The 21,383-nt window shown below is 63.2% G+C and carries 20 protein-coding genes; 9 read left to right on the top strand and 11 right to left on the bottom strand.

The window, feature by feature from the left end:
* Window positions 1-91: 91 nt before the first annotated feature.
* Genes EL255_RS18090 through argC form a run of 4 tightly spaced genes read right to left on the bottom strand, consistent with a single transcriptional unit; the run spans window position 92 to window position 4,130 of the window.
* Window positions 92-1,327, bottom strand: coding sequence for an argininosuccinate synthase (locus tag EL255_RS18090; protein WP_042653098.1), 1,236 nt, complete (start codon window positions 1,325-1,327; stop codon window positions 92-94).
* A gap of 55 nt (window positions 1,328-1,382) precedes the next feature.
* Window positions 1,383-2,294, bottom strand: a complete 912-nt coding sequence (locus tag EL255_RS18095; RefSeq protein ID WP_042653099.1) for an ornithine carbamoyltransferase — start codon at window positions 2,292-2,294, stop codon at window positions 1,383-1,385.
* A gap of 25 nt (window positions 2,295-2,319) precedes the next feature.
* On the bottom strand, window positions 2,320-3,099 hold the full coding sequence (argB, locus tag EL255_RS18100; RefSeq protein WP_042653100.1) for an acetylglutamate kinase: 780 nt from the start codon (window positions 3,097-3,099) through the stop codon (window positions 2,320-2,322).
* A 23-nt stretch (window positions 3,100-3,122) separates the two neighbouring features.
* A complete protein-coding gene (gene argC, locus EL255_RS18105; protein WP_042653101.1) occupies window positions 3,123-4,130 on the bottom strand; it encodes an N-acetyl-gamma-glutamyl-phosphate reductase in 1,008 nt (335 codons plus the stop codon).
* 261 nt (window positions 4,131-4,391) lie between these two features.
* Here argC and argE point away from each other — a divergent pair, with 261 nt between their 5' ends.
* On the top strand, window positions 4,392-5,537 hold the full coding sequence (gene argE, locus EL255_RS18110; protein WP_042653102.1) for an acetylornithine deacetylase: 1,146 nt from the start codon (window positions 4,392-4,394) through the stop codon (window positions 5,535-5,537).
* 215 nt (window positions 5,538-5,752) lie between these two features.
* Complete coding sequence (gene ppc, locus EL255_RS18115) at window positions 5,753-8,386, top strand: phosphoenolpyruvate carboxylase (protein ID WP_042653103.1); 2,634 nt, start codon at window positions 5,753-5,755, stop codon at window positions 8,384-8,386.
* A gap of 301 nt (window positions 8,387-8,687) precedes the next feature.
* Here ppc and EL255_RS18125 read toward each other — a convergent pair whose 3' ends face one another.
* Window positions 8,688-9,614 carry a DUF2971 domain-containing protein gene (locus EL255_RS18125; protein ID WP_084228320.1) on the bottom strand — a complete coding sequence of 309 codons (927 nt, stop codon included), beginning with the start codon at window positions 9,612-9,614 and terminating at the stop codon, window positions 8,688-8,690.
* Window positions 9,615-9,944: 330 nt separating this feature from the next.
* On the opposite strand from EL255_RS18125, the gene ybaK reads away from it, so the two are divergent.
* Window positions 9,945-10,409: a Cys-tRNA(Pro) deacylase gene (ybaK, locus tag EL255_RS18130; protein WP_033128898.1), complete on the top strand. Its 465-nt coding sequence runs from the start codon at window positions 9,945-9,947 to the stop codon at window positions 10,407-10,409.
* A 137-nt stretch (window positions 10,410-10,546) separates the two neighbouring features.
* Here ybaK and EL255_RS18135 read toward each other — a convergent pair whose 3' ends face one another.
* From EL255_RS18135 to EL255_RS18145, 3 genes are read right to left on the bottom strand one after another with little or no spacing between them, the layout of a single operon-like run.
* Entirely contained in the window at window positions 10,547-11,287 is a 741-nt protein-coding gene (locus EL255_RS18135) for a GNAT family N-acetyltransferase (protein ID WP_084228321.1), read from the bottom strand.
* Window positions 11,277-11,714 (bottom strand): rhodanese-like domain-containing protein, encoded by a 438-nt coding sequence (locus EL255_RS18140; RefSeq protein WP_042653106.1) that lies wholly within the window; start codon window positions 11,712-11,714, stop codon window positions 11,277-11,279. The genes EL255_RS18135 and EL255_RS18140 overlap by 11 nt, the downstream gene beginning before the upstream one ends.
* Entirely contained in the window at window positions 11,711-12,193 is a 483-nt protein-coding gene (locus EL255_RS18145; protein WP_042653107.1) for an OsmC family protein, read from the bottom strand. Before EL255_RS18145 ends, EL255_RS18140 begins: the two co-directional genes overlap by 4 nt.
* Window positions 12,194-12,327: 134 nt before the next feature.
* Between EL255_RS18145 and pdxR the strand changes: the two genes are divergently transcribed.
* Window positions 12,328-13,752, top strand: coding sequence for a MocR-like pyridoxine biosynthesis transcription factor PdxR (gene pdxR, locus EL255_RS18150; protein WP_042653108.1), 1,425 nt, complete (start codon window positions 12,328-12,330; stop codon window positions 13,750-13,752).
* Between the two features lie 4 nt (window positions 13,753-13,756).
* Here the strand turns inward: pdxR and EL255_RS18155 are convergent, their stop codons facing one another.
* Window positions 13,757-14,635 carry a LysR family transcriptional regulator gene (locus tag EL255_RS18155; protein ID WP_042653109.1) on the bottom strand — a complete coding sequence of 293 codons (879 nt, stop codon included), beginning with the start codon at window positions 14,633-14,635 and terminating at the stop codon, window positions 13,757-13,759.
* 125 nt (window positions 14,636-14,760) lie between these two features.
* On the opposite strand from EL255_RS18155, the gene EL255_RS18160 reads away from it, so the two are divergent.
* Both EL255_RS18160 and EL255_RS18165 read left to right on the top strand, forming a co-directional pair.
* Window positions 14,761-15,162, top strand: coding sequence for a CidA/LrgA family protein (locus EL255_RS18160; protein WP_042653110.1), 402 nt, complete (start codon window positions 14,761-14,763; stop codon window positions 15,160-15,162).
* Entirely contained in the window at window positions 15,155-15,844 is a 690-nt protein-coding gene (locus EL255_RS18165; protein ID WP_042653111.1) for an LrgB family protein, read from the top strand. Before EL255_RS18160 ends, EL255_RS18165 begins: the two co-directional genes overlap by 8 nt.
* Window positions 15,845-15,913: 69 nt before the next feature.
* Here the strand turns inward: EL255_RS18165 and EL255_RS18170 are convergent, their stop codons facing one another.
* Together EL255_RS18170 and metB are read right to left on the bottom strand one after the other, a co-directional pair.
* The gene (locus EL255_RS18170) at window positions 15,914-18,367 is read right to left on the bottom strand and encodes a bifunctional aspartate kinase/homoserine dehydrogenase II (RefSeq protein ID WP_042653112.1); all 2,454 of its coding nucleotides are present in this window, start codon (window positions 18,365-18,367) and stop codon (window positions 15,914-15,916) included.
* A gap of 50 nt (window positions 18,368-18,417) precedes the next feature.
* Window positions 18,418-19,581 (bottom strand): cystathionine gamma-synthase, encoded by a 1,164-nt coding sequence (metB, locus tag EL255_RS18175; RefSeq protein WP_042653113.1) that lies wholly within the window; start codon window positions 19,579-19,581, stop codon window positions 18,418-18,420.
* 221 nt (window positions 19,582-19,802) lie between these two features.
* On the opposite strand from metB, the gene metJ reads away from it, so the two are divergent.
* The 3 genes from metJ (at window position 19,803) to EL255_RS18190 (ending at window position 21,339) form a co-directional block, all read left to right on the top strand.
* Complete coding sequence (gene metJ / locus EL255_RS18180; RefSeq protein ID WP_033128908.1) at window positions 19,803-20,126, top strand: met regulon transcriptional regulator MetJ; 324 nt, start codon at window positions 19,803-19,805, stop codon at window positions 20,124-20,126.
* A 36-nt stretch (window positions 20,127-20,162) separates the two neighbouring features.
* Window positions 20,163-20,921: an AraC family transcriptional regulator gene (locus EL255_RS18185; protein ID WP_042653114.1), complete on the top strand. Its 759-nt coding sequence runs from the start codon at window positions 20,163-20,165 to the stop codon at window positions 20,919-20,921.
* A 79-nt stretch (window positions 20,922-21,000) separates the two neighbouring features.
* Complete coding sequence (locus EL255_RS18190) at window positions 21,001-21,339, top strand: tRNA-binding protein (RefSeq protein ID WP_042653115.1); 339 nt, start codon at window positions 21,001-21,003, stop codon at window positions 21,337-21,339.
* The last annotated feature ends 44 nt before the right edge of the window (window positions 21,340-21,383 follow it).

Raw genomic sequence — 21,383 nt, forward strand, 5'->3', positions numbered from 1 at the left:
CTGCCGCTGTCATCACAACCCGCTGCTTACCCGCCTGTTATAAGTGAGGGGGCCAAGCCCCCTCACCGGTATCAGCGAGTCAAGCCAGGGCTCAACCGTGGGTGTGATCACCACCGATCGCCTGCTGTTGCTCCTTCATGGCACGGATCCGGCTGGCCAGGGTGTAGAGACGGATGAAGCCTTCGGCGTGGCTCTGGTCGTACACCTCGTCGGCGCCGAAGGTGGCGAAGTCTTCGGAGTAGAGGCTGTTCGGCGACTTCTTCTGCACCGCGCTGACCTGGCCCTTGTACATCTTCAGCACCACTTCACCGTCGAGATCCTCGGCGATGGCGTTGGCGGAGGCGACAATGGCCTTGCACAGCGGGGTGAACCAGCGACCGTCATAGACCAGGTGGGAGAATTCGGCACCCAGCTTCTCGCGCCAGGCGCGAGTCGGTCTGTCCAGCACCAGCTCTTCCACGGCGCGCAGCGCGGCGACCATGACGGTGCCACCCGGGGTCTCGTAGCAGCCACGGGACTTCATGCCCACCATGCGGTTCTCGGTGATGTCGATGCGGCCCACGCCGTGCTTGCCGGCACGCTCGTTCAGGGTGGTCAGGATCTGGTGCGGGGTCAGCGGCTGGTCGTCAACGGCGACCACTTCACCCTGAGCCACGGTCAGCTTGACGTATTCCGGCTCGTTCGGTGCCTGCTCGGCCGGCACAGTCCACTGCCAGACCGCCTCGGACGGCTCGTTCCAGGTGCTCTCCAGCTCGCCACCCTCGGTGGAGATGTGCCAGGCGTTGGCATCACGGCTGTAGATCTTCTTCAGGGTCGCCTTGCAGGGGATGTCGCGGGCTTCCAGATAGGCCAGCAGATCTTCCCGGGAGCGCATGTCCCACAGACGCCAGGGGGCGATCACCTTCAGCTGCGGGGCCAGGGCGGCCACGGCGCCTTCGAAACGCACCTGATCGTTGCCCTTGCCGGTACAGCCGTGGGAGATGGCGTCGGCACCTTCCGCCAGGGCCGCTTCCACCATCGCCTTGGCAATGATGGGACGGGCCATGGAGGTGCCCAGCAGGTAGGTGCCTTCGTAGACGGCACCGGTCTTCAGGGTCGGGTAGACGTACTCTTTGACGAACTCTTCGCGCAAGTCCTTGACGATGCACTTGGTGGCACCGGAGGCAATGGCTTTCTGCTCGATCCCGTCCAGATCGTCACGCTCCTGACCGACGTCGGCGACGAAGGCGATGATTTCCGCATCGTAGTTCTCTTTCAGCCAGGGAATAATGGCCGAGGTATCCAGTCCGCCCGAGTAAGCCAGTACGATCTTGTTGATTCCGCTCATTTACTTCTCTCCATGATGATTCGATAAGGTGTTTGATTCAGGGTCGGTCGCCGGCTTATTTGTGACCCAGCAGGGTCAGCAGCACGGCATTCTGGATATGCATACGGTTTTCTGCCTCATCCATGATGAGGGAGGCTGGTCCGTCCATGACCTCCGAGGTGATCTCCAGCTCCCGGTGCGCCGGCTGGCAATGCAGCACATGCTGGATGCCGGTGCGGTCGAGCAGGGCCTGGTTGATCTGATAAGGCATGAAGATATCTTTTACCTGCTCCATTGGTGTGCTGTCACCCATGGAGACCCAGGTATCGGTGTAAACCACGTCAAAACCTTCGATGGCGCCCACGTCATCGCTGATGTGGATGTGCGAACCGGACTGGGCCGCCAGCGCCTGGGCCTGCAGGAAGATCTGGGTATCCGGGCCGTGGCCCTTGGGGCAGACCAGGGTCACGTCGGTGCCCAGGGTGGCCCCCAGCAGCAGCAGGGAGTGGCTGACGTTGTTGCCATCGCCGAGGTAGGCGAGCTTCACCTTCGACAGATCCGCATACTGCTCGCTGATGGTCATGAAGTCCGCCAGCCCCTGGCAGGGGTGGTAGAGGTTGCACAGGCTGTTCACCACAGGCACGGAGCCATGTTCGGCCAGCTCGACCAGGGTCTGGTGATCGAACACCCGGGCGACGATGGCGTCACACCAGCGCGACAGGTTGGCGGCGAAGTCCTTCACCGACTCGCGCTTGCCGAGCGCGCCGTTCTGTTGATCCAGGTAGACGCTGTGGCCACCGAGGCGGGCGATGCCGATGTCGAAGGTGACGCGAGTGCGCAGGGAGGGTTTCTCGAACAGGGTGACCACGCTCTTGCCCGCCAGCGCCTGACCGTACTTTTTCGGATCCGCCTTGACCGCCTTGCCCAGCGCGATCAGCGCCAGGACCTGGGATTTGTTCAGATCGCTATCTTTCAGAAGATGTTGCATCGGATGTTCCTTTTTCCGGCCAGGGTTAGAGGGTGACTTGGGTGCCGACCGCACCGCCGGCCAGCAGCTTGAGCAGTTGATCCTGATAGCGCCAGCTGGCGACGCAGACCGGCTTGCCCAGGGTCTCGGCGGCGTGCAGCGCGGCCTTCACCTTGACCGCCATGCCGTCGCTGATCACCCCCTTCTCCATCAGATCCAGCGCGGTCGCCTTGTTCAGCTGCGGCACCAGCTTGCCCTTGCCATCCAGGATGCCGCTCACGTCGGACAACATCACCAGATCGGCGCCGAGCGCCTCGGCAATCGCCGTGGCCGCCTGATCCGCGTTGACGTTCATCAGCTGGCCGGCGGCGGTGATGCCGATGGAGCTCACCACCGGCAGGAAGCCCTGACCGAGGATGCCCTGCACCAGCGCCGGGTTGCCCGGCTGGCAATCACCCACGGCGCCGAGATCCGGGTCGAGCTGGGTCACCTGGCACAGGCCGCCGTCGGCCAGACAGAGCCCCACCGCCGGGATGCCGGTGGCAATGGCCTTGGCCATCATCATCTTGTTGGCGGTCCCCGCCAGGGCGCCGGCGATGAAGGGGATCTGCTCGAAGGGGGTGACCCGCAGGCCGTTCTTCTTGGTGGAGGTCAGCCCCAGGCCCTTGAGCAGGTCGTCCACCAGGCAGCCGCCGCCGTGCACCAGCACCAGGGGCCTATGCTGCTCATCCAAGAAGCTTTTGAGGGTGGCGAACAGGGCGGTCAGCGCCTCGTCATTCTCGATCAGCGCCCCACCTAACTTGATTACCAGCGTCTGCTTGTCCATCTTCTCGATCCTTCCTTAAAGCGTTAAATCAGGCCGGTGGCCGGTTCAAAACCAAACTTGATATTTATGCACTGGATGGCCTGGGAGGCGGCCCCCTTGAGCAGGTTGTCGATGGCGGAAACCACCACCAGCATGTTGCCCTGCTGCTGCCAGGCGATGTCGCAATAGGGGGTGCTCGCCACGCCGCGGATGGAGGGCATCTGGCCGGTGAGACGCACCAGCGGCTTGCCCTCGTAGGCCTTGAGGTAGGCCTGATCCACCTGGGTCGCCGTCACACCGTCCGCCAGCTGCACATAGATGGTGGCCAGTATGCCGCGCACATAGTTGCCGAGGTGGGGCTGGAACAGCACCTCCTTGCCCAGGTGGTGGCTGATCTCCGGCTGGTGTCTGTGATTGAAGGTGCCGTAAGGATTCAGGCTCACCTCGCAGAAGCTGGTGTTGATGGCGGCCTTGCGACCGGCCCCGGAGACCCCGGAGACCGCATTGATGATGGGCTGCCACCCCTTGGCAATGAGGCCAGCCTGCTGCAGCGGCTTGAGGGCGCACAGGGAGGCGGTCGGGTAGCAACCGGGCACCGCAATCAGCTGGGCGGCTTTGATGGCATCGACATTCCACTCAGCCAGACCGTAGGCGGCCTGCTCCAGCCACTGCTCGCTCTGGTGGGTGAAGCCGTAGAAGGAGGAGTAGAACCCCTGATCCTTGACCCGGAACGCGCCGGAGAGATCGAATACAGGCAACCCCTTGGCCAGGAACTTGGGCGCCAGCTCGGCACTCACCTCGTGGGCGGTGGCCAGCAGCACCAGATCGGCCTGGGTCAGGATCCGGGTCATGCCGTCATCGTCCAGCGGCAGCAGCGGCTGATCCAGCGCACCGACCCACTGGGGATGGAGGGAAGAGAAACGCTTGTGCGCATCCTGGCTGCCGGCCGACACATAGAGGCCGAACAGCTTGAGTTGTGGATGGTTCTGGACCAGTGCGGCCAGTTCGGCTCCCGCGTAGCCACTGGCACCGACGATAACGGTGTTAAGCATTGTTGAATATTCCAAGTCTGAGTTCGAAGTTCACAGCATGGTGCTGCGGTGCAAGGGGTGAGCTATCGCCCCTTTGATGCAACGAGTGCGGAGGGGCAAATCAGGCGGGTGTGTGTCGTCGGTTATAGATCAGGTGACAGAACATTAACTTTCCCTTACAACTAGAAGCCTTGTCGATGAGCACTCTAAAAGAATATTCATGCACTCACTTTGCATTTGTATTTTCTAACAGAAACATTCCGGGGACGCAAGGAGCAGCTGATGGCCAATCTGGATTTTTTTTCACTTTATAAGAATATTATTGCGATTCCCTCTATCAGCAGCACGGATCCCCGCTGGGATCAGAGCAACGAGGCGGTGATCCGGCTGCTGGCCGACTGGTTCGGCCAGCTCGGCTTCCACTGCGAGGTGACGGCGCTGCCGGAGCTGCCCGGCAAGTTCAACCTGGTGGCCAGCATAGGCCAGGGAGAAGGGGGTCTGCTGCTGGCGGGCCACACCGATACGGTGCCCTTCGATGAGGGGGGCTGGAGCAAGGATCCCTTCAAGGTGACCGAGGAGGGCAACCGCCTGTATGGGCTCGGCACCATCGACATGAAGGGCTTCTTCGCCTTCATCGTCGAGGCGCTCAAAGAGATCGACCTGACCACCCTCAGCAAGCCGCTGCGCATCCTGGCCACCGCCGACGAGGAGACCACCATGGCGGGCGCCCGCGCCATCGCCGCGGCGGCCGAGCTGAAACCGGACTACGCGGTGATCGGCGAGCCGACCGGGCTGATGCCGGTGGTGGCCCACAAGGGCCACATGTCCGAGGCAATCCGCATCACGGGCAAGAGCGGCCACAGCTCGGATCCCGCCAACGGCGTCAATGCGCTGGAGATCATGCACCAGGCCATGGGTCAGGTGCTAAAGCTTCAGCAGAGCCTGAAGGAGAAGTACGCCGACCACAGATTCGCGGTGCCGCAGCCCACCCTCAATCTGGGCTACATCCAGGGGGGAGACAGCCCTAACCGCATCTGTGGCTGTTGCGAGCTGCACATCGACATGAGGCCCACCCCGCAGGTGGGGCCGGACGAACTGATGGGCATGCTCAAGGAGGCGCTCGCCCCCATCGAAATTCATCAGCCGGGCTGCCTGCACCTGCAACACCTGCACGAGCCGATCCCCGCCTACGCCTGCGCCGATGATTCCGTGCTGGTGCGCGAGGCCGAGAAGGCGAGCGGCCGCGCCGCCGAATCCGTGAACTACTGCACCGAGGCCCCCTTTATCCAGCAATTGGGATGCCAGACAATAGTGATGGGCCCCGGTCATATCGCTCAGGCGCACCAACCGGACGAGTATCTGGATCTGTCGTTCGTCAAGCCGACCACGGCGGTGCTGCAGCACCTGATCCGGCGTTTCTGCCTCTGAATCGAGGGGAATGTAAGTAAGTTACATGACATGGCGCCCAGGGACAGGTGAGGGAAATACATGTTCTGAATCGGCCTGTTATTTGACCTTGCGCAGACAATCCGAGTAGATTGTCCCCCTAAGATGACGGAGCATATGTTGTAATCACACAACAATAAGTGAGGCTGCCTCTCACCCCGGAAGGTAAGGAGGCACCAACAAAATAAGGATGTGGAATGAACGAAAAGTACGCCGCGCTACGCGCCAACGTAGGCATGCTGGGCCAACTGCTGGGCAAGTCCATCAAGGATCATCAGGGACAGGCCTTCCTCGACAAGATCGAGACCATTCGTCAGCTGGCCAAGTCCTCCCGCAAGGGCAACGAGGCAGACCGTGAGTCGCTGCTCGAGACCCTGCGCACCCTCTCCGATGACGAGCTGCTGCCGGTCGCCCGTGCCTTCAGCCAGTTCCTCAATCTGGCCAACGTGGCGGAACAGTTCCACACCATCTCCCGCCGCAGCGAAGAGCAGGAAAGCACCCCGGATCCGCTGGAGCAGATGTTTGCCAAGCTCAAGGCCTCCAACCTGTCGCAGGAGGCCATCATCCAGGCCGTGCGCGAGCTGGATATCGATCTGGTGCTAACCGCCCACCCGACCGAGGTGACCCGTCGCACCCTGATCCACAAGCACGTGCAGCTCAACGACTGCCTGGAAGCGCTGGAACTGTCCGATCTGCTGCCCCGCGAGCGGGACAAGATCCTCAACCGCATCGAACAGCTGGTCAATCAGGCCTGGCACACCAACGAGATCCGCGAACAGCGCCCAACCCCGGTGGACGAGGCCAAGTGGGGCTTCGCCGTGGTGGAAAACAGCCTCTGGCCCGCCATTCCCGAATTCATGCGCACCCTGGACGAGCGTCTGCAGCAGCACCTCGGCGTGCGACTGCCGCTGGATGCCGCGCCGGTCAAGTTCACCTCCTGGATGGGCGGCGACCGTGACGGCAACCCCTTCGTCACCGCCAAGGTGACCGCCGAGGTGCTGGAGCTGGGCCGCTGGATGGCGGTGAACCTGTTCTACAAAGACATCAAGGAGCTCACCTCCGAGCTCTCCATGTCCGACTGCACCGACGCCCTGCGCGAGCAAGTGGGCGATCACCCCGAGCCCTACCGCGCCCTGGTGCGCGAGCTGCGCGAACAGCTGCGCGAGACCCAGGAATTCCTCACCGCCAAGGTGCAGGGTCAGGTCAGCGAGAGCCGGGATCTGGTCAAGACCACGGCCCAGCTGCGCGAGCCGCTGGAGCTCTGCTACCACTCCCTGCATGCCTGCGGCATGGGCAACATCGCCGACGGCATGCTGCTGGACGTGCTGCGCAAGCTGGCCTGCTTCGGCATCCATCTGGTCAAGCTCGACATCCGTCAGGACGGCGAGCGCCACGGCCAGGTCTTCTCCGAACTGACCCGTTACCTCGGCATGGGCGACTACGCCGAGTGGAGCGAAGACGACAAGCAGGCCTTCCTGCTCAATGAGCTGAACTCCCGCCGCCCGCTGATCCCCACCGACTGGGAGCCGAGCGCCGAGACCCGCGAGACCATAGACACCTGTCGGGTCATCGCCGAGCACGACCCCGATGCGTTCGGCATCTACATCATCTCCATGGCCGGCGCCCCCTCCGACGTCCTGGCGGTGCAACTGCTGCTGAAGGAAGCTGGTTGCAAGTTCCGCATGCCGGTGGCGCCACTGTTCGAGACCCAGGAAGATCTGATGGCGGGCACCGCCGTGATGGAGCGCCTGCTGTCGGTGGACTGGTATCGCGGTTACATCCAGGGCCGTCAGTACGTGATGATCGGCTACTCGGATTCCGCCAAGGACGCGGGCATGATGGCCGCCGGCTGGGCCCAGTACGCCGCCATGGAATCCCTGGTGGCACTGGCCGAGGCCAACAACCTGCGCCTCACCCTGTTCCACGGCCGTGGTGGCACCGTCGGTCGCGGCGGCGCCCCCGCCCATCAGGCGATCCTGTCCCAACCGCCGGGATCCCTGCGCGGTGGCCTGCGAGTGACCGAGCAGGGCGAGATGATCCGCTTCAAGTTCGGCCTGCCCAAGGTCGCCATCCACAGCCTGAATCTCTACACCAGCGCGGTGCTGGAAGGGAACCTGCTGCCACCGCCCAAGCCGAAAGAGAGCTGGCGCGCCGTGATCGAACAGGTGGCCGAGGCCTCCTGCGAGCACTATCGCTCCATAGTGCGCGGTCATCCTGACTTCGTGCCCTACTTCCGTGCCGCCACCCCGGAGATGGAGCTCGGCAAGCTGCCGCTCGGCTCCCGTCCCGCCAAGCGCAAGCCCAACGGCGGCGTCGAGAGCCTGCGCGCCATCCCCTGGATCTTCGCCTGGACCCAGAACCGGCTGATGCTGCCGGCCTGGCTCGGCGCCCACAAGGGGCTGCAGCAGGCCATAGATGGCGGCCACAAGAGCGTGCTGGACGAGATGAGCCGCCAGTGGCCCTTCTTCCGCACCCGCCTCGAGATGCTGGAGATGGTGTTCCTCAAGGCCGACCTCTGGCTGGCGGAGTACTACGACACCCGTCTGGTGCCGCAGGAGCTGTGGACCCTCGGCAAGCAGCTGCGTCAGGAGCTCTCCGACTCCATCCAGGTGGTGCTGGAGCTGCGCCCGCAGGGCGACCTGCTCGACGACCAGCCCTGGATCAAGGAGTCCATCAAGCTGCGCAACCCCTACACGGATCCCCTCAACGTGCTGCAGGTCGAGCTGCTGGGCCGCTCGCGCAACCACGCCGAGACCCTGCACCCCGAGCTGGATCAGGCGCTGATGGTCACCATCGCCGGCATAGCCGCAGGCATGCGTAACACGGGTTGATAGGCGGGCTACCAAGCTCCCCTTCCTGAGTAAAAAGGGCGCCATCATATTGGCGCCCTTTTAATTTCCACGAATTGCACCACAAGGGAAGCGAGGACGCCGTCCTCAAAGGGGTTTCGCCCGCTCTTCGGGCCGGAGCGAGTGACATCTTGAAGGCCCAAGAAATCACCAAGAAGGCCTTCCCCCGCTTATTCACACTTAAACAATACGATGAGAGGGGGCTGAATATGTCTCTTCTAGTGCAGTTCGTTAGGCATGTCTTAATTTTTTACCCAGTATGATATTCATTAAAAAATATCCTTTAGGCTGTCTCATAAAAAAGATTAGTGTATTGAAAGTCTAATAAAAAATGACTTTTGCTCAAACTAGCCTTGTAGCAGGGTATTTTGTTGTTAAGCAGTTCTCTAAGTGTGGTTTTATCAGCATCTGAGAACCTACAGCCAATAAATACACCTGTAATACAGTTTCTGGGGATTTGAAATACGAATATTGATGTAGGAAGAGCGGAAACAGATGATATAAGCTCATTAAGTACTGTTTCACTCGGACTGAATCTCATTTCCTCCATGTCATCAGTAGAGCTGCCATCTTTGGCTCTTGAGTCCATAAGTTTGCATTTTTCCATATCAACAAACAACTTAACTTTACCTCTATATTTCTTGGCTTGTAGCAACTCCATCTCGCTATCATCGTAAAATTCTTTCATTTGTTCGTATGTGCTTATATCCACAACAAAACAATCAGAATTACTGACTTTTGTTAAAATTCGATGTTCCTTCTCATATATCCAGTCATCACTTTTTGTTAGTAGACTTTTTTTAGGTGAAAAACTATGCGACAACATATCTTGTCGTTCTCTGTTATATAGAACTCGCTCAATGGAATTGTTGGTGCTTAACCTTTTGTTGAAGTGGTCTTTTAGTTTTTTATAGTTAAATTCAACAACAATTCCTTTATGCTCATCTGCATAATGAGACCACATTAATAAGTTGTTATAGGTTTCTGTGAAAGATATTACGCCAGTATCATCAAATTCTTCATCAGTAGAATATGCGGATATTTGCTGAAAGAAGTCATCTCTAATCTCATCCTCTGATATTTTATCAAGAGCATCTTGGCTAGGGTTAAACTCGAATGGATCATTAAGAGCACACCGTTGACTTACTCTTAGGCTTGGTTTTTTGAAAAACTCTGGCCGAAACTTCATGTATTTATATATTTTATCCATAAACATCTATCCATTTTTATTACAAGAACACTTGTCTCTATGCAATTTTCAGCAGAGCATCAAAAAATGAAATAGCCATGCTCTGAGTGTAAGCACTCATAGGGAGGAAAGTGATGGGATCGAATCTGTACAAAATGTGCTCCTGCCACATCATTGGGCGAGTTCATATCAAGGGGTACAAGCAATAACCGTTTGGACTCAAGTCGGTCAAGTTCTCTAGAGCTCAGCGACAAGCGATAACGACATTCTGGCAACCAAATGCCCTATGGCTTGCATCCCCCACCACGCAGGAGCAAACTATTTGGCCTTGCTTAGGCTCAAGGAATCCTTATGACCCCCGCTATCAATCTGCTGAAAAAGCTCAAGATCCCCCACAAGCTCTACCCCTATGAGTGCGAGGCCCACGATGATTTCGGCAAGCATGCCGCGACTCAGCTCGGCCTGCCGGAGGCTCAGGTGTTCAAGACCCTGATCGCCCATCACGACAAGCAGGCGGTGGTGGCCATAGTGCCGTCATCGGGCCTGTGCAGCCTGAAGCAGCTCGCCAAGGCGGCGGGGCTGAAGAAGGTGGAGATGATGAAGCCGGCGGAGGCCGAGAAGCTGACCGGTTACAAGGTGGGGGGCATCAGCCCGCTGGCCCAGAAGAAGTTGCTGCCAACAGTGCTGGACGACTCCGCCATGGCGTTTGACGAGATCCTGGTGAGCGGCGGCAAGCGCGGCCTCTCGGTCGGGGTGGCGCCGCAAGACATGCTTCGCCTTCTGAAGTGGATCGCCGCGCCCATCGGTGAACACTAAGGGACGAGCACCATGACTAAGCAGTAGCGTGAATAGAAGAGGCCCCGCATCCGGGGCCTCTTTCGTTTTGTCGATCGGCGGGTTCGAGTCACGTCATCGGACCTAGGATATGGCGGCCCGACAACCCGCTGCCCGCGTCACTCCCCCTCGGGGTGGCAGGCGGCGGTCAGATCCGAGAGCCGCAGCCGCTGGCGCCCTGCCCCATCGAAGTTGTCATCCGCCAGCCAGCGCTCGAAGCAGCCTTGCAGGGCGGGCCATTCCCCATCGATCACCGAGAACCAGGCGGTATCCCGATTGCGGCCCTTGTCCACCCGCGCCTGACGGAAGGTCCCCTCGTAGCTGAAGCCGAGCCGCAGCGCCGCCTGGCGCGAGGGCCAGTTGAAATCGTTGCACTTCCACTCGTAGCGACGGTAGCCCAGCGCAAAGGCATTGGCCATCATCAGCGCCATGGCTGCGGTAGAGAGGCGGGTACGCTGCATGGCCGGCGAGAAGTGCAGCCAGCCCACCTCTATGCTGCCCGCGGCGGGATCGATGCGCAGGTAGCTGGCGAGCCCTAGCGCCTTGCCGCTCGCCTCGTCGACAATGGCATAGAACTGGGGATCGGCCTTGGCGGCGACCCCTCGCAGCCAAGCCAGCATGGCCGCCTCATCCGCGAAGGGACCGCTGGTGAGATAGGTCCACATGGCCCCATCATCGGCGCCGAACGCCTGCCAGAGCGAGGCGCAGTGGCTCTCAGGGTCCAGCGGCTCCAGCCGGCAGCCCCAGCCGCTCATGATCACCTTGGGGGGAAACTCGGCGCCCGCCCAATCAGCCACCTCGGCCCCCAGGGGTTGATTGAATTCGTTGGTGATTTGAGTCGTCACTCGATTAGCAGCCACAGGCGATCCCCCCCTCTTGCAACACACCGGCCTCGCCGCCGGTGGCGACGGCGAAGCCGTCCTGCCGCCACCAGTGCAGGCCACCGATCAGCTCCTTGACCCGAAAGCCCAGCGCCGCCAGCTTATAAGCCCCCTGGGTCGAGCCGTTGCAGCCGATGCCGTCGCAGTAACAGACATAGACCTTGTCTCGCGCCAGCCCGGCCGTGGTGGCAGGACTCATGGTGCTGTGGGGGAAGGAGATGGCCCCCGGGATATGGCCCTTCCCATAGTGATCGAAGGAGCGGGTGTCGATGACGACGATGCCGGGCTCACCGGCCAGCAGATCGACGGCGAGATCGGCCGGATCGGTGCGAAACGCCAGCTGGGCCTCGAAGAAGGCGCTGGCCTCCTGCGGGCTGGCCACCCCGGTGCTCAATACATGACTCATACGGACTCCTGATATAGCGCGACTTCTGTGGTGATCTCGGTTCTCACCGAGTTGGCGATGAAACACTGCTCGTGGGCCTGATGGTGCAGTCGCTCCAGCTCGGCCAGGCCAGGCTGGCGCTCCCCGCCAAACTGCACCCTGGGGCGCAGGGTGACCCTGGTGATCGACTGGCGGCCCCGCTCGTCCGCCTCCATGAGCCCCCAGGCCTGATCCCGATAGCTTTCCACCAGATAGCGCTCCCTGGCCGCCAGCCAGAGGAAGGTCAGCATGTGGCAGCTGGAGAGCGAGGCGACGAAAGCCTCCTCCGGATCGACGTTCTCCGCCACCGAGAAGGGCAAGGGCACCACATGGGGGGAGGAGGAGGCGGGCACCCTGACGCCGCCGTCAAACTCCCACTCATGGGCCCGACTGTAACGCTGATCGACGAAGGCCTCGCCGGCCCCCCGTTGCCAGCTGATGAGGGCACTGAACTCTGACATCCCGACTCCTTGTGGTGGTTGCACTCCATTCTCTGACCCTCAATGTAGCGTCATAATGGCCTTGCCACGCCGACCAATTTTGCCAATATAGGCAGACCAATTTTGCGGGCACAGTGCCCCACCCGGAGGCCCTCATGACCGCCCTGCCCACCCTGTTTGCCGACCAGCAACAGAACGATCTGCCACTGCATGAGCAGCTGGTGCGTACCCTGCGGGAAGCCATCCTGGCCGGTCACCTGCCCCAGCACAGCCGGCTGCCCGCCAGCCGCATGCTGGCCCGGGATCTCGGCGTCTCCCGCAGCACGGTAGAGCTTGCCTACGGCCGGCTGGAGGCGGAGGGCTATCTGGTGCGCAAGGTGGGGGCCGGCAGCTTCGTCGCCCTGGCGGCAGTGCGCCCCGCCCCCAGGCCGCCCCAGTCGGCGGCCGGGCTGTCGCGCCGCGGCCAGGAGATGGCGGCGGGCGGGGCCTGCCATAACGCGCCCCAGGTGGGTGACTCCTTCGCCTCCAGCCAGCCGGATCCGCGCCTCTTCCCCCAGGCGCTCTGGGGGCGGCTGATGCAGCAACAGTGGCGCCAGCGCGCCAGCGACTGGATGAACTACGGGGATCCACAGGGCTTGGCTCCCCTTCGCGCCGCCATCAGCAGCTATCTGGTGCAGTCGCGGGGGGTGGTGTGCGAGCCGGATCAGATCCTGATCCTCACCAGCTCCCAGCAGGGCATCTTGCTGGCGACCCAGCTGCTCATCGATGCCGGCGACAGCGTCTGGGTGGAGGATCCCGGCTACCCGGGTGCGCGCACCGCGCTGGAGAGTGCCGGCGCCCGCGTCCATCCGGTGCCGGTTGACGAGGAGGGTCTCAACCCGGCGGGGGAACATCCGCGGCCAAGGCTCATCTACTGCACCCCGGCCCATCAGTATCCCCTCGGCGTGCCCATGAGCCTGCCGCGGCGGATGGCGTTGCTGGCCGAGGCCGAGCGGCACGGGGCCTGGATTTTGGAAGACGATTACGATGGGGAATATCAGTACGATCAGCGCCCGCTGCCCGCCCTGCAGGGGCTGGATGGTCAGGGGCGGGTCCTCTATGTTGGCACCTTCAGCAAGGTGCTGTTTGGTTCCTTGCGCCTCGCCTACCTGGTGCTGCCGCGCCCCCTGATGGAGTCCTTCAGCCGGGCCCGCGCCGCCTTCGACGGTCACAGCAACCAGCTGCAGCAGGCGGTCACCGCAGACTTCATCCGCGCCGGCCACTTCGCCACCCACCTGCGCCAGAGTCGTCTGCTCTACCAGAGCCGGCGGGATCTGCTGCTGAGCGAACTGGCCGAGCACTGCCCCCTGCTCACCCCCATCCACAGCGGCGCCGGGCTGCAGTGCGCCGTGCTGCTGCCGCCGGGCGGCGAGGCCCGCTGGACCGACGCCGCCAACGCCCTGGGGCTGGGCCTGCGCCCCCTCGGCCAGTTCTACCTCGGCGAGCCCGGGCTGGAGGGCTGGCTGCTCGGCTTTGGCTGCCTCGACAACCAGACCCTGCGCAGACTATGTCGCCAGCTGGGCGCCCTGCTGCGCAGTTGAGTGTTCAGCCGCGGCTCTCGCGGCACAGGGCCAGCCAGGCCTCGGCGGTGCGGGAGAGGTAGCGCCGGCTCGGCCAGATCACCCCGAGCCGCCAGCTCAGCTCCGGCAGCAGGGGGCGCAACACCAGCCCGTCCGGGGTCAGCCGCCGGCAGATGGGCTCGGGCAGGAAGGCGACCCCCATGCCGCTGCGCACCATGGCGGTGAGAAAGTCCCACTGGCTGCTGCGCGCCGCCACCTGGGGCACGAAGCCCGCCTGCTGGCAGGCCTGCTCCAGCCGCTCGCTCAGGGTGAAGGCCTGGGTGTAGAGCAGGAAGGGCTCCTCCTGCAGATCCTCCAACCGGATTTCGGCGCGCTCGCGCCAGCGCGGCAGGTCCGGCAGCACCACCTGGATCGGGTAGCAATCCAGCTCCAGCGCGCTGAGGGCGCCCCCCTCCCTGGTCGGCAACATGGTGATGGCGAGATCCAGCTCCCCCTCCAGCACCGCCTGCTCGATGCGACGGCCGCCATATTCGACGATGGAGAGCTCCACCCTGGGGTAGCGGCTGCGGTAGGTGCGGATCAGATCCGCATAGACGTGGCCCACCATGGGCGGGATGCCGAGCGCGAGGCGCCCGTGCTGCAGGCTCTGCAGATCGGCGAGCTCCGCCTCCAGCTGCTGCATCTGGGCCAGGATCAGCTGGCCACGGGCAAACAGCACCTGGCCGCTGTCGGTCAGGGTGAAGCTGTGTCCCTCCCGGTTGAGCAGGGGCTGACCCAGCTCCTCCTCCATGTTGCGGATCATCTTGCTGATGGTGGGCTGGGTGACAAACAGCTTCTCGGAGGCGCGGGTAAAGCTCTGCTCCCGCACCAGTTCGACAAAGTAACGCAGGGCTCGGATATCCATGGGACGCTCGTCGGAGGGGTTCGCTAAATAATGCCAATTTGGCATATTTTTCATAATTTAAATTCATTTCTTGCAGGTTTAGCCCGCCCTTATACTGTGACCAGGTTCACAAAAAGACGCCCATCATGAAAGCCTTCTGCCTTCGCTGGCTACAAACTCCCTTCCAAATCGCCCTGCTGGCCGCCATCTGGCTGCTGGCCGACACCGCGGTGCGCACCTTCAATCTGCCCCTGCCCGCCAACCTCACCGGCATGTTGCTGTTGCTGGTCTGCATCCTGCTCGGGGTGGTCAAGGCACAGTGGTTCAGCGCCGGTGCCCGCTGGCTGCTGGCGGAGATGCTGCTGTTCTTCGTGCCCGCCGTGGTGGCCGTGGTCAACTATCAGGATCTGCTGCTGCAGGAGGGGTGGCGCATCATGCTGGTGCTGGTGATAAGCACTGTGCTGGTGCTCGGCACCACGGCCCTGGTGGTGGACAGGGTCTATCGGCTCGAACTGAAGCTGGCCCGCCGGAGCCGCCGCCATGTCTGACACCCTGCTCGGCCTGCTCTGCTTCGCCCTCACCCTGCTGTTCTACTACGCCAGCAAGTGGCTCTATGGCCGCAAACGCATACTGCCACTGATGCCGCTGCTGCTGGCGCCGGCCCTGCTGGTGGCGGTGGTGATGCTGTTCCACATCCCCTATCAGGACTACATGGCCGAGTCGCACTGGCTGCTGTGGCTGCTGGGCCCGGCCACCGTCGCCTTCGCGGTGCCGGTCTACGAGAACCGCCAGCTGATGCGCCGCCACTGGCTCTCCCTGTCGGTAGGGGTGCTCGCCTCCGTGCTCATGGCGGTGGGCAGCACTGTGCTGCTGGCGCGCTGGCTGCACCTCTCAGAGCTACTGCAGCGCAGCATGGCCATGAGATCCATCACCACCCCCTTCGCGGTGGAGGCGACCCGCTCGGTCGGCGGCAATGCCGATCTCACCGCCCTGTTCGTGGTGCTGACCGGGGTGATCGGCATGGCGGTCGGGGAGAGCGTGCTGACGGTGCTCGCCATCCGCAGCCGGCTCGGCAAGGGGGCCGGCTTCGGTGCTTCGGCCCACGGTGCGGGCACCGCCAGGGCCTATCAGATGGGCAACGAGGAGGGGGTGGTCTCCAGCATGGTGATGATGATCGCCGGCATGGCGACGGTGCTGCTGGCCCCCCTGCTGGGCAAGGTGTTCTGGTAATACATTGCGACCACCCAACGAGAAGAGGCGCCCCAGGGCGCCTCTTCTTTTGTTTTATCGACTAGCCCCTCAGAGGCTGGCGCAGATCTGCCAGAGATCGTACTGGATGGCCGCCGCCGTCACCTCGCGCCCCGCCCCCGGCCCCTGAATGACCAGCGGGTTGGTGCGATAGCTGTCGCTCTCGATGGCGAACACGTTGTCGCAGGGCAAGAGGTTTGCGAACGGATGGTGCGGCTCCAGGGTCTCAAGCCCGACCCGCGCCTTGCCGTCATGCTCGAAGCGGGCGACGTAGCGCAGCACCTTGCCGACTCGGCGGGCCCCCTCGAACGCGCTCTGGATGGGCTCATCCAGTTCCTTTAGCCTGTCCATGAACTGATCCGTGCTGGCCTTGCGCAGGGCCACAGGCACCAGGTTCTCCAGCTCGATGTCGGCGGAGTCGAGCTCGAAGCCCGCCTCCCGCGCCAGGATCAGCAGCTTGCGGCGCACGTCCTGGCCGGAGAGATCCTCGCGGGGATCCGGCTCGGTCAGGCCGTGCTGCCAGGCCTCGTCCACCAGCTCGGAGAAGGGGCGGCTGCCATCGTACTGCTGGAACAGCCAGGAGAGGGTGCCGGAGAAGATACCGGAGACCCCCTGGATGCGATCGCCGCTCTGGCGCAGCATCTGGATGCTGGACTGGATGGGCAGACCGGCGCCGACGGTGGCGTTGTAGCGCCACTGCACCTGGTGATCGCGGCAAGTCTGCTTGATGCGCTGGTAGAACTCGCTCTCGGCGGCGCCGGCAAACTTGTTGGCGGCGATGATGTGGCAACCGAGCTGGGCGAAGTCAGGGTAATAGCGGCTCACCGTCTCGCTGGCGGTGAGATCGAGCGCGATCAGGCTGTCAAAACCATGTTGCTCGAGCTGGCCCAGCAGTTCGGGCCAGATCAGCGGCCTGGGATTGAAGTTGTCCCGCACCTTGAGCGGATCCAGCCCCTCCTCGTCCAGCACGCCCCCTTGCGAGTTGAACACCCCGTACAGGGTCAGGGTCAGGTTGAGCTCGTGCTCGAGCCGTGCCTTCTCGCGGCCATAGAGGCTCAGCCAGTGGCCACCGATGTTGCCCTTGCCAAACAGCACCAGGCCGACCCGGGTCGGGCGGCTGAACAGGGCGCCGTGCAGGGCGATGAGCAGCGGCTCCAGCACCACCTGGCGCAGCACCGCCACCAGGCTCAGGCCGTCTCTGGCCACCTGCACGAACTCCAGCGGCTGATCCGCCAGCAGCTGATAGAAGCGGTGACACTGCTCGGCGTTGTCGGTCACCCCGGCGCCGACCAGGGCCACCAGGCTGTAGCCCTCTTTCTGGATGAGACCGGTAAAGTTGCCCTGCAACTGGAAGTCGCGCAGGATCTCGAACGCCCCTTCTGCTACTTCGAGCGTGTAGGCGAGGCGCAGCACCCGCCGATCCGGCTGGCGCTGCAGGGTGAGCGGGTTGAGGCGATGGCGGGCCAGATGCGCCTCGATGGTGGCCACCGTCTGCTCATAGCTGGTCTGGGGCAGCACCTTGAGTTCGATCAGCGCTATCTGATCCACCGAGGAGACGATGCGCGCCCCGCCGGAGCGCGGCGCCCGGCGCAGTATGTGGGTACAACCCTCGTCCGGGTTGTAGCTGCAGCGCAGGGTGAGGCGCTGGCGGCTGTCGGCCACCGGCTGCAGGGTGCGCGAGTGCAGCACCGGGGAACCGAGGCGAGCCAGCTCGTTGGCCTCGGCCAGGCTCAGGCGCTCCAGCAGGCGCGCCTCCTTCACCCGGCGCGGATCCGCGCTGTAGACCCCGGCCACGTCGCTCCAGATGGTGGTGGATTCGCCGTCCGCCAGCGCCGCCAGCAGGCTGGCGCTGTAGTCGGAGCCGTTGCGGCCGAGCAGCAGGGATCTTCCTTCCATGTCCGCGGCGATAAAGCCGGTCACCACGATGCGGCCAGTATGCTCGGCGAGGCGCGCCTTGAGCAGCTCGCTGGAGATGGCGGTATCCACCTTGACCAGGGCGCCGTCCTCGGCACGCAGGAAGCTGCGGGCATCGAGCCAGATGGCGGGCTCACCGCGGCTGCTGAGCAGGGCGGCCAGCAGGCGCGCCGACCACACCTCGCCGAAGGCGAGCAGGCCGTTGCGGGCGAAGCGATCGAACTGTCCCTCCAGGGTCTTGCCGATGAACTGCATGTCATCGGCCAGCTGCCGGCTCAGGTCGAGCTGCCACTCCCCCTCCAGCAGGCCGTCGATCAGGCTCTGCTGATAGGCTTGCAACGCCGAGATCGCCTCACCGGCGGCTTCGTCCCCCTCCTCGGCCAGCTCCACCAGCTGGATCAGACGGTTGGTGGTCTTGCCGGCGGCGGAGACCACGACCAGCTCCTGACCGCCGACCTGCTGCTCGACGATGGTGGCGACCCGGCGATAGCAGACCGGATCCGCCAGGCTGCTGCCCCCAAACTTGTGCACATGACGCCGCTTCAACCCTGTCTGTACCGCCACCGCGCTCTCTCCTTGCTGCTGTTCCATTACTTCACCGCCTGTTCCGTTTTATTCTGTCTTTGCTGTCTGCGGCCGGGTCATTGCCCGGCCAGCTGCGCCTTGGCAAACGCCTGGGCCAGATCGGCCACCAGATCGTCGCCGTGTTCTATGCCTACCGAGAGGCGCAGCAGTTGGGCGCTGATGCCCGCCGCCTGTTGGGCCGCCGGGGTCATGGCCCTGTGGGTCATGCTGGCCGGATGGGCCACCAGGCTCTCCACCCCACCGAGGGACTCGGCCACCGAGAACAGGCTGAGTGCCCCGAGGAAGACGCGCAGCCCCGCCTCGTCGCAGTCGAGCTCAAAACTTAGCATGGCGCCGAAGCCGGACTGTTGACGGCGCGCAATCTCGTGACCCGGATGACTCGGCAGGCTGGGGTGGTAGATCTGTTTGACCAGCGGCTGCTGCTGCAGGAAGGCGAGGATGCGATCCGTGTTCTCCTGATGGGTGCGCAGCCTGGGGGCCAGGGTGCGCAACCCGCGCAGGGTGAGGTAGGAATCGAAGGCCCCGCTGGTCAGGCCGAGGCAGTTGGCCCACCACACCAGGGAGTCGGCGAGCGCGGGCTCCTTGGCGATGGCGACGCCACCCACCACGTCGGAGTGACCGTTGATGTACTTGGTGGTGGAGTGCACCACCACGTCCGCCCCCAGCGCCAGCGGTTGCTGCAGCAGGGGGGAGAGGAAGGTGTTGTCCACCACCACCTGGGCGCCCACCTCGTGGGCGGCGGCGGCGATGGCGGCCACATCCACCACCCGCAGCAACGGGTTGGAGGGGGTCTCGACCCACACCAGCGCCGGCTGCTGCGCCAGCGCCGCGGCCAGGGCGGCGGCATCCCCCTGATCGACGAACTGCACCCGGTAGTGGCCCTTGGCCGCCAGATATTCGAACAGGCGCCAGGTGCCGCCGTAGCAGTCGTGGGGGGCCAGCAGCAGATCACCCGCCTTGAGCAGGGCCGTGGTCACCAGATGCACGGCGCCCATGCCGGTGCCGGTCACCACGGCGCCCGCCCCCCCTTCCAGCGCCGCCAGCGCGTCCGCCAGGTTGGAGCGGGTCGGGTTGCCGGAGCGGGCATAATCGTATTGACGGGGCTCGCCGAAGTCGGCAAAGGTGTAGTTGCTGGAGAGGTAAATGGGCGGCACCACGGCGCCGTGCTGTGTGTCTGTCTCAATCCCGGTGCGTACCGCCAGGGTGGCCTTGTGGGTCATCTCACTCTCCTTGATCTGTCTCTGGACGATGGCCGCCTTGACTCTGCCACACCCGTTCCCGCCATGGCCGGCCCTATCGCCAGCCCATGGTGAACCACCTTACGCCAGCACAAAAAAGCCGTCAACACTTCCAGACGTCTAAATGGCTTTGCTGTTGGATTGCCATTGAATTCCTTAAGGGTTAAAATCCGCGCTCACGGCCAAATGAGAACAGGTGAATCATGGGTACAGAGTGGAACGGCGACTACGTCAGCCCCTATGCGGAACACGGTAAGAAGAGTGAACAGGTCAAGAAGATTACCGTCTCGATCCCGCTCAAGGTGCTGAAGGTGTTGACCGATGAGCGCACCCGTCGCCAGGTGAACAACCTGCGTCATGCGACCAACAGCGAGCTGCTCTGTGAGGCCTTCCTGCACGCGTTTACCGGCCAGCCACTGCCCGGTGACGATGACTTGCGCAAGGATCATCCGGACAGCGTCCCTGCCGAGGCGCGCGCCATCATGGAAGCGCTGGGCAAAGAGATCGAAGATTTCGACGTCGAATAATCCTCTCAGCCTATGCCAAAGAGCGATCTTTCTTCGATGACGCGGCCCCGGGCCGCGTCATTGCCATCTGCCCCGCCCCCCTTCAGCCTGCGCCGCTACCAGAGCGACATCAGCAGCCACAGCCACGACTTCGCCCAACTGGTGATCCCCCTCGATGGCCCCATCGAGATCGAGGTGCAAGGTCAGGGCCGCCGCCTCTCGCCTGGTTTTGCCTGCGTGATAACCCCCGGTGAGCGCCACGACTTCGCGGCCGATCCGGCACTCTCCTTCCTGGTACAAGAGAGCTCCTGGCTACCGGAAGCGCTCGCAGGCCAGCCCTTTATCGAGCTGGATGAGCCCCAACGTCACTATCTCGCCTTCCTGCACCGGATGGTGACCGCGGGGCGGCAGGTGGCGGGCATGGAGCAGGTCTGGCTCGGGCTGCTGGCCGAGTCACGGGGCATGGACCCGGCCATGGCGACCCGCATCGCCCCCCGCATCGCGAGGGTGCAGCGCCATATCGAGACCCACCTCGCCGAGCCGCTCACCAATCAACAGCTCGCCAACCTCGCCTGCCTCGGCCTGAGCCAGTTCAAGCACGCCTTTCGCCAGCAGCTCGGCATCAGCGTCTCCCACTATGTCAGGAGCCGGCGTATGGCGCTGGCGCGCACCCTGTTGAGCCAGAGCGCCCTGCCCATCGGCGAGATAGCCTGCCGCTGCGGTTATCAGGATCAGGGCGCCTTCGCCGAGCGCTTCCTGGCCGAGACCGGGCTGACCCCGTCGCGCTGGCGTCAGCAAAACGGCCAACTGCCGTAACGCACCGGCTCTGCGCCGAAGACAAGCCATGGCGAGATCGGGCATGCTGGCTGACATGGACGACACGCGAGGAGAGCAGATGCAGACCATAAGCTGGCAAGAGTTCGAGATGGTGGAGCTGAGGGTGGGCACCCTGGTGCGGGTCGAGCCCTTCCCCGAGGCGCGCAAGCCCGCCTACAAGGTGTGGGCCGATTTTGGGCCCGAGCTCGGGGTGCGCAAGAGCAGCGCCCAGATCACGGATCTCTACCAAGCGGAAGAGCTGGTGGGGCGCCAGATAGTCGCGGTGGTGAACTTCCCGCCCAAGCAGATAGGTCCCGTCCAGTCGGAGTTTCTGCTGACCGGCTTCTACCGGGCCGACGGCGCCGTGGTGATGGCCATCCCGGAGCAGGCGGTGGAGAACGGCGCCAAGCTGGGCTGAGCGCGCAATCAGAATGCAAAGAGGCGACCCCGGGGTCGCCTCTT

It is taken from the genome of Aeromonas encheleia, assembly GCF_900637545.1.
Lineage (GTDB): Bacteria > Pseudomonadota > Gammaproteobacteria > Enterobacterales > Aeromonadaceae > Aeromonas > Aeromonas encheleia.

Excerpts from the sequence above, each read along its gene's own strand:
- ybaK (WP_033128898.1), top strand. The coding sequence starts at position 9,945 with ATGACCCCCGCTATCAATCTGCTGAAAAAGCTCAAGATCCCCCACAAG.
- metJ (WP_033128908.1), top strand. The coding sequence starts at position 19,803 with ATGGGTACAGAGTGGAACGGCGACTACGTCAGCCCCTATGCGGAACAC.
- EL255_RS18095 (WP_042653099.1), bottom strand. The coding sequence starts at position 2,294 with ATGCAACATCTTCTGAAAGATAGCGATCTGAACAAATCCCAGGTCCTG.
- argE (WP_042653102.1), top strand. The coding sequence starts at position 4,392 with ATGGCCAATCTGGATTTTTTTTCACTTTATAAGAATATTATTGCGATT.
- ppc (WP_042653103.1), top strand. The coding sequence starts at position 5,753 with ATGAACGAAAAGTACGCCGCGCTACGCGCCAACGTAGGCATGCTGGGC.
- EL255_RS18155 (WP_042653109.1), bottom strand. The coding sequence starts at position 14,635 with ATGGATATCCGAGCCCTGCGTTACTTTGTCGAACTGGTGCGGGAGCAG.
- EL255_RS18190 (WP_042653115.1), top strand. The coding sequence starts at position 21,001 with ATGCAGACCATAAGCTGGCAAGAGTTCGAGATGGTGGAGCTGAGGGTG.
- EL255_RS18185 (WP_042653114.1), top strand. The coding sequence starts at position 20,163 with ATGACGCGGCCCCGGGCCGCGTCATTGCCATCTGCCCCGCCCCCCTTC.
- EL255_RS18170 (WP_042653112.1), bottom strand. The coding sequence starts at position 18,367 with ATGGAACAGCAGCAAGGAGAGAGCGCGGTGGCGGTACAGACAGGGTTG.
- EL255_RS18160 (WP_042653110.1), top strand. The coding sequence starts at position 14,761 with ATGAAAGCCTTCTGCCTTCGCTGGCTACAAACTCCCTTCCAAATCGCC.
- EL255_RS18145 (WP_042653107.1), bottom strand. The coding sequence starts at position 12,193 with ATGTCAGAGTTCAGTGCCCTCATCAGCTGGCAACGGGGGGCCGGCGAG.
- argB (WP_042653100.1), bottom strand. The coding sequence starts at position 3,099 with ATGGACAAGCAGACGCTGGTAATCAAGTTAGGTGGGGCGCTGATCGAG.
- EL255_RS18165 (WP_042653111.1), top strand. The coding sequence starts at position 15,155 with ATGTCTGACACCCTGCTCGGCCTGCTCTGCTTCGCCCTCACCCTGCTG.
- argC (WP_042653101.1), bottom strand. The coding sequence starts at position 4,130 with ATGCTTAACACCGTTATCGTCGGTGCCAGTGGCTACGCGGGAGCCGAA.
- pdxR (WP_042653108.1), top strand. The coding sequence starts at position 12,328 with ATGACCGCCCTGCCCACCCTGTTTGCCGACCAGCAACAGAACGATCTG.
- EL255_RS18140 (WP_042653106.1), bottom strand. The coding sequence starts at position 11,714 with ATGAGTCATGTATTGAGCACCGGGGTGGCCAGCCCGCAGGAGGCCAGC.
- EL255_RS18125 (WP_084228320.1), bottom strand. The coding sequence starts at position 9,614 with ATGGATAAAATATATAAATACATGAAGTTTCGGCCAGAGTTTTTCAAA.
- EL255_RS18090 (WP_042653098.1), bottom strand. The coding sequence starts at position 1,327 with ATGAGCGGAATCAACAAGATCGTACTGGCTTACTCGGGCGGACTGGAT.
- metB (WP_042653113.1), bottom strand. The coding sequence starts at position 19,581 with ATGACCCACAAGGCCACCCTGGCGGTACGCACCGGGATTGAGACAGAC.